Origin of the sequence: Haloterrigena alkaliphila (genome assembly GCF_017352155.2) — an archaeon.
GTDB classification, from domain to species: domain Archaea; phylum Halobacteriota; class Halobacteria; order Halobacteriales; family Natrialbaceae; genus Haloterrigena; species Haloterrigena alkaliphila.
Window position 1 is genome coordinate 3,375,172 of sequence record NZ_CP071462.1, and the last position, 13,800, is coordinate 3,388,971.

The window sequence follows — 13,800 nt, forward strand, 5'->3', positions numbered from 1 at the left end:
TGTCGGTTCGCGCCGTTGTAGAAGGTGACCAGCGGGACGTGGGGGGAACTGCTGGGAGTACTCCACCGAGCGCGAGTTGCACAATACCTGGCGCCAAACATCGGATTTGGAACACTTCGACGCTACAGTCTCTGGCCGGATTTCGGTCTCTGGCCGATATTCGTACAGAGAAAGCGAGCAGCGGCCGTCCAGGGCACTTCCATGCCTCTCAGGAGAATCATTCCTCGGAACTACACGAGAAATAATTTTCTCATAAGTTATGAGAATCTAGTGCGGCAAATACGGATTAGAAACCGGTGTACTATCCGGCGATTATGGGAAACGCTTATATGGGTATTACCCATACTGTACGATAGATTATGACTGGATATTACGACATTGTTCTCGGCCTCATCCCAGTCGCACTGCTCGGCATCACCGCAGCCCTCACGCTCGTGGGACTCTCGTTGACGGCTGCGGTCCCCATCGGCGCGGTCGTTTCGATGGCGATTATCGGGCACGCGATGTTCGTCAACACGCCTGCGGACGGCGCTGACGAGGCCAGGTCCACGCGCCCGCCGCTCAACGCGGATTAAAATCCAGTCGCTACTGCCGTCTCCCCCGTTTTTATCTCCGTTCGCGTTCCGGTTCTGCCCGTGACTGCAACCCTGTTTCTCACCAGCGACGAGGTGACCGACCTCGCGACGCCCGCCGACTACGTCGACGCCGTCCGCGAGGGCTACCGCCAGCGCGGCGAGGGCGCGCCCGCCCAGCCGCGCTCGAAGTTCTTCCGCGCCGATCCCGAGGGGATGCTGACGAGCTACGCCGCGATCCTCCCGGAGACCGGCGCGATGGGCGGCTACATGTACACCGCGGGCTTCGGCGCGGGCGACGCTTGGTTCATGACGCCCCTCTTCGACGCCGACAGCGGCGCACCCCTTGCGCTGCTGGACGGCGCGAGCATGAACCCCCACAAGACCGGCGCCGCCGGCGCCGTGGCGGTCGAGAGAACTCGCCCGCGATGATAGCGACGTCCTTGCTGTCATCGGCAGCGGCGCGCAGGCCCGCGGCCAACTCCGGGCGACCGCGACCGTCCGCGAGTTTTCCGAGGTCCGGATCTTCTCCCCGACGCCGGAGAACCGCGAGGCCTTCGCCGCCGATTTCGACGACGACTTCGAGGCGGACGTCCGCGCCGTCGACTCGAGCGAGACAGCAGTTTCGGGAGCGGACGTCGTGATCACCGCGACCCGCGCCAGCGAGCCGGTGTTCGACGGCGACGACCTCGAGCCCGGAACCCACGTGACGGCGATGGGCCAGTACACGCCGGACAAGCGCGAGGTGGACACGACGACGCTCGAGCGCGCCACGTACGTCCCGGACCTGCGAGAGCGCGCCACGTTCGACTCGGGCGAGTTCATGACGGCGCTCGAGGAGGGTGCCGTCACCGAGGACGACATCCACGCCGAACTCGGCGAGGTCGTCGCGGGCGAGGCGCCGGGGCGGACGAGCGACGACGAGATCACGCTCTTCGACAGCGGCGGGACGGGTATCGAGACCGTCGCCGCGGCGTACATGCTCTACGAACGAGCGAGTGAGGAGGGACGAGGGCAGACGATCGAGTTCGCGCCCGCGAGCGAGGCGCTGACTGGTGACTGAGCGGCGGTTCGGTTATCGCTCGTTTCGTGAGCGTAGACGGCGTCCAAACTGACGAAACGAGCGATAACTCAATATCACCGAACGATTCTGTCGAAGTCCGAACTACCCGTTATCTCTGCGTCCTTCACCGGTAAGTGCAGGCGAGGCGTTACCGCTGCGGTATAGTCACAGGCACTGCAACCGCGAGCGACCAACGGGAGCGAGCGGCCTTTTTAGCGTAGATTTTTGCGCCGAGCGGTTCCGAGCGTAGCGAGGAATCCCGAGGCGCAAAAAGGTACCTGCGCAGATGTAGTGAACGACTGTTCCACAGGACGTCTGCAGGTGGATCCACAGAACCAGCGAAACCGAATTTAGGAGGATCTTGAGCCGCCTACTCCGCGGGCCGCACTTTGAATCCGTACCGTGTCACGCCCTCCTGCGTGTAGATGCGGCGGATCGTCGTCTCGATTCGATCGCCGACGGTGAACTCCTCGGGCGCCGCGTCGGTGCCCATCACGGCGATGCTGGCGGTCTCGCTGCCGTCCTCGTCCTCGAGCGCGACGATCGCCGCCGCGTAGTCGCCCGCGCGGGCCTGCTGCTCGGCGAACTCCGGCGGGGCGCCGCCCTGGGAGATGGTCGTGACGGCCTCGACGGTCCCCGTCCCGGGGAGTGAGACGGGTTCGTACTCGCCGAGCGAGCCACAGTCTGCACAGGCGCCCTCCGGCGGGAACGACAGGGAGCCGCAGTCGGGACACCGACCGGCTGCCAGGTTGTAGCGCTGGGGGATCGACCGGCGCCACGAGGGGACGCTGACGTAGGCGCCGCCGCCCGACGGCGGGCCCGTCGTGACGACGCCGCGCTGGCGCAGGTACTCCGCGTAGGAGAGGGTGTCGTCGCTCTCGAGGTCGGTTTCTACCGGCACCTCGTCAGCCGACTCGACGACGAGCGCGTCCGCACCGGCGCCGCTGCCGTGGGACACCGCGAGGATGGAGTCGTAGCCGTCGGCGAGCGCCGACGCCAGCGAGACGGGGACGCTCGCGGCGCCCAAGTCGCCGAGGTCGTGGACCGTCGCGGCGGCCTGGATCTCGTCGGTGCCGACGCCGGCCGCGCCCGCGGCGCGGTAGGGGAGTTTGCCGTCGGGCGCCTGAATCGCGGCGGCGTCGGGTTCAGGATCGGTCTCGAGGCCGTCGACGGCGCCGCCGATCGTCTCGGTGAACGCGGCGCGGTCGTACTGGGTGACGCCCAGTCCCTGCGTCTCGTCCTCGCCGGTGTTTCGGAACCGGGTACCGGGGTACGGAACGGCGTACTCGGCGCGGTCGACGATCTCCGCGGGGCCGTCGCGCTCCAAGACGTATGCGGCCGCACCCGCTCCGGCGGCGTGGTCGACGCCGTCGTCGGGGTCGCCCTTCGGCGCGTCGGCCGCGATCACGAGTCCGGTCGTGGCGTCGGCACCGATGGCGTCCATCCCGGCCCAGAGGGCTCGCGTTCCGGCTCGAGTGCTTCCGGAGAAGAGGTGTCGCGTCGCGGCTTCGTCGACCTCGAGCATCGCACCGAGGCGCGCGGTCAGGTCCTCCTCGGCCAGCGGGGGTCGCGAGGCGGCGAAGGCGAGCCAGTCGACCGCGTCCGGGTCGACGGTGGCGGCCTCGAGCGCCCGATTCGCGGCCTCGTAGCCCATCGTCAGCGCGTCCTCGTCGGCCGCGGGGACGGCCTTCTCGGTGATCCCCGAGGCCTGAAACTGGCCCCACGCCTCCTCGAACGCCTCGGCCGTGATGCGGAACCGCGGCGCGTACGCGCCGACGCCGGTGATCGCGGTCATTACGCGCTCACCTCCTGCTCTCTTTCGAACACGTGAACGACGGAGGCACCACCGCTGCCGCCGACGTTGTGAGTGAGTCCGCGGGTCGGGTCCTCGACCTGTCGCTCGCCGGCCTTCCCGGAGAGCTGTTTGAAGGCCTCGACGACCTGTCCGGCGCCCGTTGCGCCGATGGGGTGGCCTTTGGATTTGAGGCCACCGGAGGTGTTGACCGGAAGCTCGCCGCCGAGTTCGGTCGCGCCGGACTCGATGAGCTGGCCGGCCTCGCCCTTCTCGCAGAACCCGAGGTCCTCGTAGGCTAGCAGTTCGGCGATGGCGAAGCAGTCGTGCACCTCGGCGAAATCGAGGTCGTCGGGTTCGACGCCGGCCATCTCGTAGGCCGACTCCGCGGCGCGCTGGCTCGCGGGGACGCCGGTGTAGGTGTCGCGCTGGAAGAGGCCCACGTTGTCGCTGCCCGCGCCGACGCCGGCGACCCGGATCGGATCGTCCGTGTACTCGTCGACCACGTCCTCGCTCACGATCAGGGCACACGCGGCGCCGTCGGAGGTGGGACAGCAGTGGTAGAGATTGAGCGGGTCCGCGACGACGGGGGCGGACTGGGCGTCCTCGAGCGAGCACTCGAATCCCAGCTGGGCGTGGGGGTTCTTCGCTCCGTTCGAGTGGTTCTTGACGGCGACCCGCGAGAGGTGTTCGCGCGTAGTCCCGTACTGCTCCATGTGGACGCTGGCCATCTGGGCGTAGACACCGGAGAACGTGGTACCGGAGAGGCGCTCCCACTCCGTTTCACCCGACACGCCGAGCCAGTACTTCGTCGCGTCGGAGCTCATGTCGGACATGATCTCGAAGCCGCCCGCCAGCGCGACGTCGGCCATCCCCGACTTGACCGCCTGAACGGCCTGCCGGGTCGCGAAGCCGCTGGCCGCGCAGGCGTTCTCGACGCGCGTACAGGGGACGCCGCCGAGGCCGACGTGTTCGGTGACCGCGGGCCCCGAGAGGCCGAGCTGTCGGCCGCCGACGCCGAGGTTACCGACGAACGCCTCGTCGATATCGTCGCCGTCGATCCCGTTCGGTACGCTCTCCGTCGCCGCCTCAAACGCCGTCCGGAACAGCGACCGGTAGCTCTCCTCCGGGAAAGCCCCGTAGTCCGACTGCCCCGCACCGACGAGATACGCGTCTCGCATGCCCGTGAGGTGGGTTTCCAACGTGAAATAAGTGTACACTCGGGGCGAAAGCTGTAAAGCGACGAGCAGGGCCAGATGCGAGGCGAACCGGCCCCGGCGGGCCCAACCGGGCCGCGTCCGCTCTCGCACAGCGTGTGTCGACACGAGGTTCAAGCGTTTCGCGCCCATATTTCGGGGTATGTCCCGCGCGGCCGAACTCGCGTCCGTCCTCGAGACGACGGAGTCGCTGGCCATCGTCTGTCACGACAACCCGGATCCGGACTGTCTCGCCAGCGCGCTGGCGCTCAAAGCGATCGCGATCGACCACGAGGTCGACGAGATCACCATCGCGTACGGCGGCGAGATCTCCCACCAGCAGAACCGTGCGTTCGTCAACATGCTCGATATCTCCCTGCAGTCCGTCCAGCGGACTCCTATCAAGTCGTACGACTGTATCGGGTTCGTCGACCACTCCCAGCCGGGGGCCAACACCGAACTCTCGGCCGCGATCACGCCCGAGATCATCGTCGACCACCACCCCGGGGAGACCGTCGGCGCCACCTTCGAGGACGTCCGGACCCAGATCGGCGCGACGGCGACGATCTTCGTCGAGTACCTCCTCGACCTCGAGATCGAACTGACCACCCGGCTCGCGTCGGCGCTCCTGTTCGCGCTCCACCGCGAGCGACTGGACTTCGTCCGCGACCCGACCCGCCGGGAGTACGAGGCGGCGCTCGCGGTCTACCCCGACGCGGACCTCGAGACGCTCGAGCAACTCTACAGCAGCGCGTTCTCGCCGGGCACGCTGGACGCGATCGGGAAGGCGATCGCGAGCCGCGAGCGCCGGGGCTCCTCGCTCGTCGCCAGCGTCGGCAGGACCGCCGAAACCGACGCGCTCCCCCAGGCCGCGGACTACCTGCTGAATCTCGAGGGGGTCGACACGGTGCTCGTCTACGGCGTCGTCGGGGACGCCATCCGCCTGAGCGCGCGTTCGATCGATCCGCGGGTCCACATCGGCGAGACGTTACAGGGCGGCTTCGAGGCGCTCGGGCAGGTCGGCGGCCACCACGACATGGCCGGCGGACGGATCGAACTGGGACTGTTCGCCGACGACGCGGACGACACGGACGAATTGCTCGAATTCGTCGGCGGCCGTCTCACGCGTCGCTTCTTCGACGCCCTGAACCTCGACGACGGGTGAGCCCGCGCCAGTCGATCCGCGCACAGGGCTGATGTGGTCGCCGGGACGAATCAGCTGCTCTCTCTGGCGGCCTCGCCGGGACGGGTCGACCGGTCTTTCGGGCGGAGTCACCGGGTGGGTTGGTTACTCTCCTGGACGGCATCGCGTCACTCGATCTCGATCGAGTGCGTCTCGCCGCTCGACTCCAGTTTCGGCAGTCGCACGGTCAGAATACCGTTGTTGACCGACGCGGTCACGGCGTCGGCGTCGACCGGATCGGGGAGATCGATCCGCCGACTGAACGATTTCATCTCGCGCTCGCGGCGGATGTAGGTCCCGTCGGATGCGCCGGTGCCGGTTTCGTCCGCCTCGTCTGGCCCGCTCTCCTCGTCCGATCCGCCCTCCTCGTCCGGTCCGCGCTTCTCGACCGTCCGTTCGCGCTCGCCGCTGATCGCGAGGGTCTCACCGTGGAGTCTGCTGTCGAGGTCGTCGCTCTCGTAGCCGGGGACGTCGACGGTGACCACGTACTCGTCGCCGGCGTCGGCCAGATCCAGCGCCGTTCCCGATCCCCCCATCGAGAGGTCGAGTCGGCTTCGCTGGTCGAGCCCCGACTCCCACGAGCGCGTGGCCGTCTCGAGTTGCCGGTTCAATCTCTCGAGCAGTTCCTCGAGGCCGTCGAAGGGGCTGGAACGGTCTGCCATGTGAGTCCGTCCCTTCGAGGCCGACGGCGAAAAAGTCCACTCTCGCCGGTCGTGACTGTCTCACCGTCGAACGTGTGGTGCGACCACATTGCGGCAGAACCGAGGGGTGGGCTGGTCGTTTTTACGCTCCCGCCCGTACGTCGAGACATGCCTTCCGCACTGTTCGTCGTCAGCGAAGAGGGGTACTGGGGAGAGGAATGCGTCGAGCCGCTCGAGACGCTATCCGATGCGGGCCTCGAGATCACGGTGGCGACGCCCTCGGGGAAGCAACCGAAGGTCGACGAGCGCTCGATCGATCCCGAGGAAGTCGGCGAGGAAACCGCCGAACACGTCCGGGAAGTCCACGAGAACGACGAGCGCCTGAACGATCCGATCCCGACCGCCCAGGCCGACGCCGAGGGGTACGACGCGGTCGTCTTCCCCGGCGGGCACGGCACCGAGTGGGACGTCAACCAGGACAGCGACGCGCGGCGACTGCTCCGTGACGCGGTCGCGGGTGACGACGGGAAGGCGCTGGTCGTCTGCCACGCCGTCGGCATCCTCGCGTTCGCCCGCGACCGGCAGGGCGCGTTCATCGTCACCGGTCGCGACGTGACCGGTTTCCCCAACGAGTGGGAGGAGGGCATCGTCGACGAGAACGACCTGATGCCCAGCGGCCGGAAACTCCCCTACTGGGTCGAGGACGAAGTGAAAGAAGCCGGCGCCAACTGGGACGCCGAACTCGAGGCCGACACCAGCGTCACCGTCGACGGCGACCTGCTCACCGCCCGGGGGCCCGGCTCCTCGAGCGCGGCCGCCGAGACGCTGCTCGAGGAACTCGACGGCTGATAGCGATTTAGCCGATTTCGGTGATCTGCGACCCGAACGCAGTCGTGTGGTTTCGGTCCGCGACGCCCGGATCGAGCCAGTTATACGCGGTGATTCCTGAGAACGTCCGTGGTCCCCGCCGAACCGAACACGTCGACCCGAACCGACTCGATTCAGAGCCGTAGCTACCGCATCACCGTCGACGACGGTCGCGAGTCGTTTTTCGCACTCAGCATCGAGGACGTCACCAGCGAGGAGGCGTGGCTCATGTCGGATACCGTCCGCGCGCTCGAGAATATGCGATAACTCGGTCGCGACCGGACGATCGTCGCGCCGATCGCTCGAGACGGCTGCTATCGCTCGTAGAAGTCGACTTCCTCTTCGTACAGGCGAGAGACGACTCGCGGCCGCCCCTCCCCTCGGAATTCGAAACTCGTCCGTGCTACCTTGATGGATCTGCTAGAAGAAGAGGGGTAATGCCCTTAGTGATAAGTACAGAGAACGAACTTTTTCCGCCTCGGGTTCGCCACGGCGAACCACTCTCTGTTCGCGGACGGAGTCCGCTCACACGGCTCGAGGGACGCGGAGCGTCCCTCGCTGGGCGCAAAAACGTCCTCAGAAATCGAAGATTTCTGATGGGCCCGCGAGAGCGACGCTCTCGCGGACTTCGATGAAAAAGGCCGACGGCTCGGCCTTCGACCTCGCTGTCGGTGAACCGCTCACGTCGCTCGCGGATGCTGGAAGCGTTCCATGCGCAGCCGTAGTTGCCGTTCAGTAGAGAGGAAGGAGAGAACGACCTCGGGGACCTCATCAACGATCCCACTGTTGGTATCGAGACTCACCGACAATCGAGGTATGGTCTAGGAAAGCAGGCATCCACGAACAACGGCGTCACGAGCACTCGGTCGTAGACCTTTCCCGCTGGGAGCCACTGGTACGGACAATGGCTACCGAGGCGACGTTCACGGTTCCATCCGACCAGTTCCCGCTGGGGACAGTGTTCAACCAACTGCCGGACGTGACGGTCAAACTTGAGCGCATTATCCCCGCACGGGACGTCGTGATTCCCTATTTCTGGGTACGGGGAACCGAAGTTGATGACATTGAGACCGCGTTCACCGAGCATCCCGGCACGAAAGAGATTCGACTCGTAGACTCCGTCGAAGACGAGTATCTGTTACGAGTCGAGTGGGCGCTGGACTACGACGACGTGCTCACCGTATTGGCGGAGACGGAGGTACCGCTCATCGAGGCCACCGGTACGAACCACCAGTGGACGTTCGAGATCCGCGGCGACGACCGAAGCGACATCGCCGAATTTCAACAGCGCTGTCGAGAACTGGACATCCCGACCACGTTGACGGAGTTGCACGCGCTCACACCGGTCGAAACGGGGACCGAAGCCGCCCTCACCGACACCCAGCAAGAGGCGCTGGTACTCGCCTACGAGCGTGGCTACTTTGAGTCCCCCCGTGGAGTCACGCTTGAGGTGCTCGGTGAGGAGCTTGGCATCTCACAGCAGGCCGTTGGATCCCGCATCCGAGGTGGGATCAAGCACATCCTCGGGAGCACGCTCTCCGCTGTCAAATACCGATCCTGATCGGCTACGTAAAAGCGGTTTGTATGTGAAAAAGTTAGTGTGATTGGCGTCAGTCGTCTGCACTATATATAATGAGTGAGGCTTCCTCCACCTTCGACTCGGTCCTCGACCTCTGTCACCACCAACATCGTCGGATCGTGCTTGGATTACTCGCAGCAGAACAGCGGTCGCTAACGCTGAATGACCTCACGCAGGCCGTACTCAAGCACAATCATCAGACGTCAATTACAGCGGTGTCTGAGGACGTACTAACCGAGATTCGCCTCTCGCTCTATCACGTCCACCTCCCGAAGCTGGCCTCGGAAGGGATCATCACCTATGATCCAGACCGACAGCTCGTAGAACCGACCGAGCAGTTCGAGCAGATACAGCCGACCGTGTCTACGATCGTTGATGCTGACCCCACACTCGAAGCGCCGATCGAACTCTAATGTCTCGATCAACCGCTCTCCATTTCCATACTCACAGTATTGTTATTGTTCCTCGAGTGCAGAGATTTTGGAAAGGGATATTCGCTTGTCGTTCCCACTCCCCTGCGCATCGAAGACCCTGTTCCTCACGGTTGTGGATTCTTCGGTAGAATCTTTTGAGGCAGCATCGTAGATTTGTCCGTCTGAGTGCCTGTCTCTTCTTGAATTCTTCAAGAACTGGAAATACAAATCAGTCCCTTTTTACGCGGTGACGGGGAATCAGAGACCATGAGTTTCGAGGAAGACGACCGCGTCGTTCTGCACGACGAGCACAGCGAGTTCGACGGAGAGACCGGCACCATCACGCAGACGATGGAGTCGATGTTCGGCGACGTCACCTACACGATCAGCTTCGAGGACGGGCAGGAGACCGGCGTCCCCGAGGACGCCCTCGAGGCGGCCGACGAAGACGAGGAGTAACCGACCGCCCGACGCCGGGCGACCGACCCGTAACCGGAGGAGAGCAATGCCACAGATCCCGCTTCACTACGTCGATTTACGCACGTTCTGTTACGCGACCGAGGATGAGAAACGCGTCGAGGAGGCGCTGCGAACCTTCCTCCCCGACGGCGACGACGAGCCGTTCGAAATCGAACGCACCGAGAGCGAGGGCCACTACGGCGACCGCATCCTCGTCCTCTCCGCGCGCGTCGAAACGGCCGACGACGTCCGCCACGTCCTCTCGCGACTGTCCGACCTCGAGTCCTTCGACGATCTGATCGACGAACTCGACGAGCGGGTCACCGAGAACACCGAACTCTTCCTGCGACTGGACAAGCAGGCCGCCTTCGAGGGAGACGTCAAACTGGGCGACGGCATCACCTTCCGAGGGAAGGTCGAAGCCTATCCCGCGAAGAAAGAGAAGGCCGTCGGGAACGCCCGCGATGTCCTCGAGCGGTTGCGCGAGCGGGACTAATTCTCACGCAGCGATTCGAGCGGCCGTTGGCATTCGAGTGCTCGTTGGTTCTCACCCGTAGCGATCGCTCGCAACCGACCCGAAGCGCTTTTGACTGACCAGTCAGTAAGTTCCGACAACACGGTATCGAATGGCTGCAGACACTACCGACGATCTCATGGAGGCGACGTACCGCGCGCTCTGCAAACACGGCTACGCGGAGTTGACGATGCAGGACATCGCCGCCGAGTCGACGAAGAGCAAGGGGACGCTTCACTACCACTACGACAGTAAGGCCGACCTTCTCGAGGCGTTCCTGGGCTTCCTGCTCGACCGGTTCGAGGAGCGACTCGAGACGGTTCCCGGGGAGACGCCGGCCGAGCGACTCCACGAACTCTTCGACGAATTGCTGACGCCCGAGGACGAGGAGTCGGCCGAGGCGTTCCGGACCGCGATCCTCGAGATCAAGGCCCAATCGCCGTACAACGAGGCCTACCGGGACCAGCTGAGCGAGTTCGACCGGACGATGCGCGAACGGATCGCGGGCTTCCTCGCGGCGGGAATCGACGAGGGGCAGTTCCGCGACGATATCGATCCCGAGGAAACCGCGGCGTTCCTCGTCACCGTGTTCCACGGCGCACAGACGAGTGCGGCGGCGGTCGACCGATCGCTCGAGCGGACCAGACGGCACGTCCACGCCTACATCGACGATCTGCGGGTCGAGAGCGCGTCCGCTGACGCGCGTAACGAGGCGGCGGACGAAGAGCGGGAGACGGCGGACGACGGGCCGGGGGGCAGTCGATGAGCCTCGGCGACCGGCTCTCGAGCGTCTTCAAGGGCCGCGAGGAGTTCGATCTGACGGACGGCGACATCGCGCGGCCGCTGTTCTACCTCTCCCTGCCGATCATCGTGACGAACCTGCTGCAGACCGCCTACAACCTCATCGACACGTTCTGGCTGGGCCAGTACAGCACGGACGCGCTGGCGGCGATCAGCTTCGCGTTCCCGATGGTCTTCCTGCTGATTTCCGTCGGGATGGGGCTGTCGGTGGCCGGGAGCGTGCTGGTCGCCCAGCACATCGGCGCGGGCGAGGAAGCGGAGGCGGAGTACGCCGCCTCCCAGACCGTCGCGCTGTCGCTGCTGGGAGCGCTCATCCTCGGCGTCGTCGGCTACGTCTTCGTCGAGGACCTGCTCGGCCTGCTCGGCGCGTCGTCGGACGTGTTGCCCCTGGCGACCGACTACATGCAGGTCATCTCGCTCGGGATGGCGTTCATGTTCGGCTTCTTCGTCTTCATCGCGCTCATGCGGGGGTACGGCGACACGATCACGCCGATGCTCGTGATGTTCGGGTCGGTACTGCTCAACGTCGTCCTCGACCCGTTCCTGATCTTCGGTTGGGGACCGTTCCCCGAACTGGGAATTCAGGGTGCGGCGATCGCGACCGTCTTCTCGCGCGCGCTCGCGCTCGTCGTCGGACTGGCGATCATGTTCGGCGGGGCGCGAGGCGTCCGAATCCGGCTCCGGGAGATGCGTCCGGACCTCTCCTTCGCGAAGAAACTCGTCGGCATCGGCTTTCCGGCGTCGCTCGAGGGAATGGGACGGGCGCTGTCGATCAACCTGTTGCTGGTGATCGTCGCGTTCTTCCCCGATACGGTCGTCGCCGCCTACGGGATCGGCACGCGCGTGTTCTCGGTGATCTTCCTGCCGGCGATCGCGGTCGCCCGCGGCGTCGAGACGATGACCGGCCAGAACGTCGGCGCCGGGAAGCCGGAGCGGGCGAAAGCCGCCGCGGACTTCGCCGCCCGGACGATGTTCGTCGTCCTCGGGGTGCTGGGCGTCGTCGCGTGGCTCGGCGCGCGACCGATCGTCGACGTGTTCACCACCGATCCCGAGGTCGTCGACATCGGCGTCACGTTCCTCCGGTACGTCGCCCCGTCGTTCGGCTTCATCGGGGTGATGCGCGCCTACAACGGGAGCTTCCGTGGAACCGGCAAGACGCTCACCGCGGCGGCCATCGTCCTCGTCACCTACGCGCTCGTCCGACTCCCGATCGCCTACGGGCTGGCGGAGGCGATCGACTACCGCGGCATCTGGATCGCGTTCGCCGTCTCGAACGTCTTCGGCGCCGCCCTCGCGTACGGCTGGTACCGCCGTGGCACCTGGCGGGACGCCGACGTGCGGGGCACCGGCGCCGCTCCGGGACCGGGAGTCGGCGACGACCTCGAGGTAGGAGAGGCGAGCACCGACGATTGACGACCGGGCCCCAACGAGTAACGTGCGCGCGAGGGAGCGTACCCGACTGAGCCGTCCCGTCCGACACTGTGCTCGGCCTCGCTCGAGACGTTCTCGCCGCCGACGCCGCTTCGCCCCTGCCAAGCGTTATCCGGATCGGTACCGTATACCACGTAATGACGCAACTCGAACCCGATCCCTTGCAACTGGGCGCCGAGGATCCGCTGCTGTTCGTCGGCGCGCTGGTACTGGTCGTCGCGATCGTCACCGTCTGGTCGATGGTCGAAATCGTCGACGCCTACGACAGGGGCGCGCTCACGATCTTCGGCGAGTACCGCAAACTGCTCGAGCCGGGGCTGAACATCGTCCCGCCGTTCGTCTCGCGGATCTACACCTTCGACATGCGGACCCAGACGCTCGACGTGCCGAGCCAGGAGGCGATCACGCGGGACAACTCGCCCGTCACGGCCGACGCGGTGGTCTACATCAGGGTGATGGACGCCAAGCGCGCGTTCCTCGAGGTCGACGACTACCAGCGCGCGGTGTCGAACCTGGCCCAGACGACCCTGCGCGCGGTCATCGGCGACATGGAACTCGACGACACGCTCTCCCGGCGCGAGATGATCAACGAGCGCATCCGCCAGGAACTCGACGAACCCACCGACGAGTGGGGCATTCGCGTGGAATCGGTCGAGGTCCGCGAGGTGACCCCGTCCGCGGGCGTCAAGGGGGCGATGGAGGAACAAACCTCCGCCGAGCGCCGCCGGCGCGCGATGATCCTCGAGGCCCAGGGGGAACGCCGCAGCGCCGTCGAACAGGCGGAGGGTGACAAGCAGTCGAACATCATCCGCGCCCAGGGGGAGAAGCAGAGTCAGATCCTCGAGGCGCAGGGTGACGCGATTTCGACCGTGCTGCGCGCCCGCTCCGCCGAATCGATGGGCGAACGCGCGATCATCGAGAAGGGCATGGAGACGCTGGCCGAGATCGGCCAGGGCGAGTCGACGACGTTCGTCATGCCCCAGGAACTGACCTCGCTCGTCGGCCGCTACGGCAAGCACCTCTCGGGGAGCGACGTCGAGGCCGACGGGACGGACCTCGAGAGCCTCGACTTCGACGACGAGACGCGCGAACTGATCGGTCTGGACGATATTAGCGAGATGCTCGGCGAGATCGAGGACGTCGAGATGGACGTCGAGGCGATGGAACAGGAGGCGCAGGCGATCCAGGAGGGCGAGGACATGCCCTCGGAGTCGGGCGAGACCATCGACATCGCGGAGACGCGCCAGGACACGGACGGCGGTTCCGAATAGCGCGGCGCTTTTGCCGCC

Annotated in this window: 14 protein-coding genes and 1 pseudogene; 12 read left to right on the forward strand and 3 right to left on the reverse strand. The window is 65.7% G+C overall.

Going from position 1 to position 13,800, the window contains the following annotated elements:
• Nucleotides 1–359 precede the first annotated feature (359 nt).
• Together J0X25_RS35355 and J0X25_RS35360 are read left to right on the forward strand one after the other, a co-directional pair.
• On the forward strand, nt 360–575 hold the full coding sequence (locus J0X25_RS35355) for a DUF8015 family protein (protein ID WP_207288562.1): 216 nt from the start codon (nt 360–362) through the stop codon (nt 573–575).
• Nucleotides 576–635: 60 nt separating this feature from the next.
• A pseudogene (locus J0X25_RS35360) lies at nt 636–1,635 on the forward strand (ornithine cyclodeaminase family protein).
• A gap of 370 nt (nt 1,636–2,005) precedes the next feature.
• On the opposite strand, the gene J0X25_RS35365 reads toward J0X25_RS35360, so the two are convergent.
• On the reverse strand, nt 2,006–3,430 hold the full coding sequence (locus J0X25_RS35365) for a zinc ribbon domain-containing protein (protein WP_207288563.1): 1,425 nt from the start codon (nt 3,428–3,430) through the stop codon (nt 2,006–2,008).
• Nucleotides 3,430–4,608 carry a thiolase domain-containing protein gene (locus tag J0X25_RS35370; RefSeq protein WP_207288564.1) on the reverse strand — a complete coding sequence of 393 codons (1,179 nt, stop codon included), beginning with the start codon at nt 4,606–4,608 and terminating at the stop codon, nt 3,430–3,432. Before J0X25_RS35370 ends, J0X25_RS35365 begins: the two co-directional genes overlap by 1 nt.
• A 178-nt stretch (nt 4,609–4,786) precedes the next feature.
• On the opposite strand from J0X25_RS35370, the gene J0X25_RS35375 reads away from it, so the two are divergent.
• Entirely contained in the window at nt 4,787–5,788 is a 1,002-nt protein-coding gene (locus tag J0X25_RS35375; protein WP_207288565.1) for a DHH family phosphoesterase, read from the forward strand.
• Nucleotides 5,789–5,934: 146 nt separating this feature from the next.
• On the opposite strand, the gene J0X25_RS35380 is transcribed toward J0X25_RS35375, so the two are convergent.
• The gene (locus J0X25_RS35380) at nt 5,935–6,468 is read right to left on the reverse strand and encodes an Hsp20/alpha crystallin family protein (RefSeq protein WP_207288566.1); all 534 of its coding nucleotides are present in this window, start codon (nt 6,466–6,468) and stop codon (nt 5,935–5,937) included.
• A 147-nt stretch (nt 6,469–6,615) separates the two neighbouring features.
• On the opposite strand from J0X25_RS35380, the gene J0X25_RS35385 reads away from it, so the two are divergent.
• The 9 genes from J0X25_RS35385 (at nt 6,616) to J0X25_RS35425 (ending at nt 13,782) form a co-directional block, all read left to right on the forward strand.
• Nucleotides 6,616–7,296, forward strand: coding sequence for a type 1 glutamine amidotransferase domain-containing protein (locus J0X25_RS35385; RefSeq protein WP_207288567.1), 681 nt, complete (start codon nt 6,616–6,618; stop codon nt 7,294–7,296).
• 108 nt (nt 7,297–7,404) lie between these two features.
• Nucleotides 7,405–7,581, forward strand: a complete 177-nt coding sequence (locus J0X25_RS35390; protein WP_207288568.1) for a hypothetical protein — start codon at nt 7,405–7,407, stop codon at nt 7,579–7,581.
• Between the two features lie 637 nt (nt 7,582–8,218).
• Nucleotides 8,219–8,875, forward strand: coding sequence for a helix-turn-helix domain-containing protein (locus J0X25_RS35395; RefSeq protein WP_207288569.1), 657 nt, complete (start codon nt 8,219–8,221; stop codon nt 8,873–8,875).
• Nucleotides 8,876–8,946: 71 nt separating this feature from the next.
• Nucleotides 8,947–9,306: a DUF7344 domain-containing protein gene (locus J0X25_RS35400; RefSeq protein ID WP_207288570.1), complete on the forward strand. Its 360-nt coding sequence runs from the start codon at nt 8,947–8,949 to the stop codon at nt 9,304–9,306.
• A 267-nt stretch (nt 9,307–9,573) separates the two neighbouring features.
• Nucleotides 9,574–9,765: a DUF1918 domain-containing protein gene (locus tag J0X25_RS35405; RefSeq protein ID WP_207288571.1), complete on the forward strand. Its 192-nt coding sequence runs from the start codon at nt 9,574–9,576 to the stop codon at nt 9,763–9,765.
• Nucleotides 9,766–9,811: 46 nt separating this feature from the next.
• Nucleotides 9,812–10,261: an RNA-binding protein gene (locus J0X25_RS35410; RefSeq protein WP_207288572.1), complete on the forward strand. Its 450-nt coding sequence runs from the start codon at nt 9,812–9,814 to the stop codon at nt 10,259–10,261.
• A gap of 130 nt (nt 10,262–10,391) precedes the next feature.
• Nucleotides 10,392–11,045, forward strand: a complete 654-nt coding sequence (locus J0X25_RS35415; protein ID WP_225896685.1) for a TetR/AcrR family transcriptional regulator — start codon at nt 10,392–10,394, stop codon at nt 11,043–11,045.
• Nucleotides 11,042–12,493: an MATE family efflux transporter gene (locus J0X25_RS35420; RefSeq protein WP_207288573.1), complete on the forward strand. Its 1,452-nt coding sequence runs from the start codon at nt 11,042–11,044 to the stop codon at nt 12,491–12,493. Before J0X25_RS35415 ends, J0X25_RS35420 begins: the two co-directional genes overlap by 4 nt.
• 155 nt (nt 12,494–12,648) lie before the next feature.
• Nucleotides 12,649–13,782 (forward strand): SPFH domain-containing protein, encoded by a 1,134-nt coding sequence (locus J0X25_RS35425; protein WP_207288574.1) that lies wholly within the window; start codon nt 12,649–12,651, stop codon nt 13,780–13,782.
• Nucleotides 13,783–13,800: the final 18 nt, after the last annotated feature.

What these genes read in the sequence shown, in the direction of transcription:
- J0X25_RS35415 (WP_225896685.1), top strand. Translation starts at nt 10,392, where the DNA reads ATGGCTGCAGACACTACCGACGATCTCATGGAGGCGACGTACCGCGCG.
- J0X25_RS35410 (WP_207288572.1), top strand. Translation starts at nt 9,812, where the DNA reads ATGCCACAGATCCCGCTTCACTACGTCGATTTACGCACGTTCTGTTAC.
- J0X25_RS35385 (WP_207288567.1), top strand. Translation starts at nt 6,616, where the DNA reads ATGCCTTCCGCACTGTTCGTCGTCAGCGAAGAGGGGTACTGGGGAGAG.
- J0X25_RS35355 (WP_207288562.1), top strand. Translation starts at nt 360, where the DNA reads ATGACTGGATATTACGACATTGTTCTCGGCCTCATCCCAGTCGCACTG.
- J0X25_RS35405 (WP_207288571.1), top strand. Translation starts at nt 9,574, where the DNA reads ATGAGTTTCGAGGAAGACGACCGCGTCGTTCTGCACGACGAGCACAGC.
- J0X25_RS35425 (WP_207288574.1), top strand. Translation starts at nt 12,649, where the DNA reads ATGACGCAACTCGAACCCGATCCCTTGCAACTGGGCGCCGAGGATCCG.
- J0X25_RS35400 (WP_207288570.1), top strand. Translation starts at nt 8,947, where the DNA reads ATGAGTGAGGCTTCCTCCACCTTCGACTCGGTCCTCGACCTCTGTCAC.
- J0X25_RS35365 (WP_207288563.1), bottom strand. Translation starts at nt 3,430, where the DNA reads ATGACCGCGATCACCGGCGTCGGCGCGTACGCGCCGCGGTTCCGCATC.
- J0X25_RS35375 (WP_207288565.1), top strand. Translation starts at nt 4,787, where the DNA reads ATGTCCCGCGCGGCCGAACTCGCGTCCGTCCTCGAGACGACGGAGTCG.
- J0X25_RS35380 (WP_207288566.1), bottom strand. Translation starts at nt 6,468, where the DNA reads ATGGCAGACCGTTCCAGCCCCTTCGACGGCCTCGAGGAACTGCTCGAG.
- J0X25_RS35370 (WP_207288564.1), bottom strand. Translation starts at nt 4,608, where the DNA reads ATGCGAGACGCGTATCTCGTCGGTGCGGGGCAGTCGGACTACGGGGCT.
- J0X25_RS35395 (WP_207288569.1), top strand. Translation starts at nt 8,219, where the DNA reads ATGGCTACCGAGGCGACGTTCACGGTTCCATCCGACCAGTTCCCGCTG.
- J0X25_RS35420 (WP_207288573.1), top strand. Translation starts at nt 11,042, where the DNA reads ATGAGCCTCGGCGACCGGCTCTCGAGCGTCTTCAAGGGCCGCGAGGAG.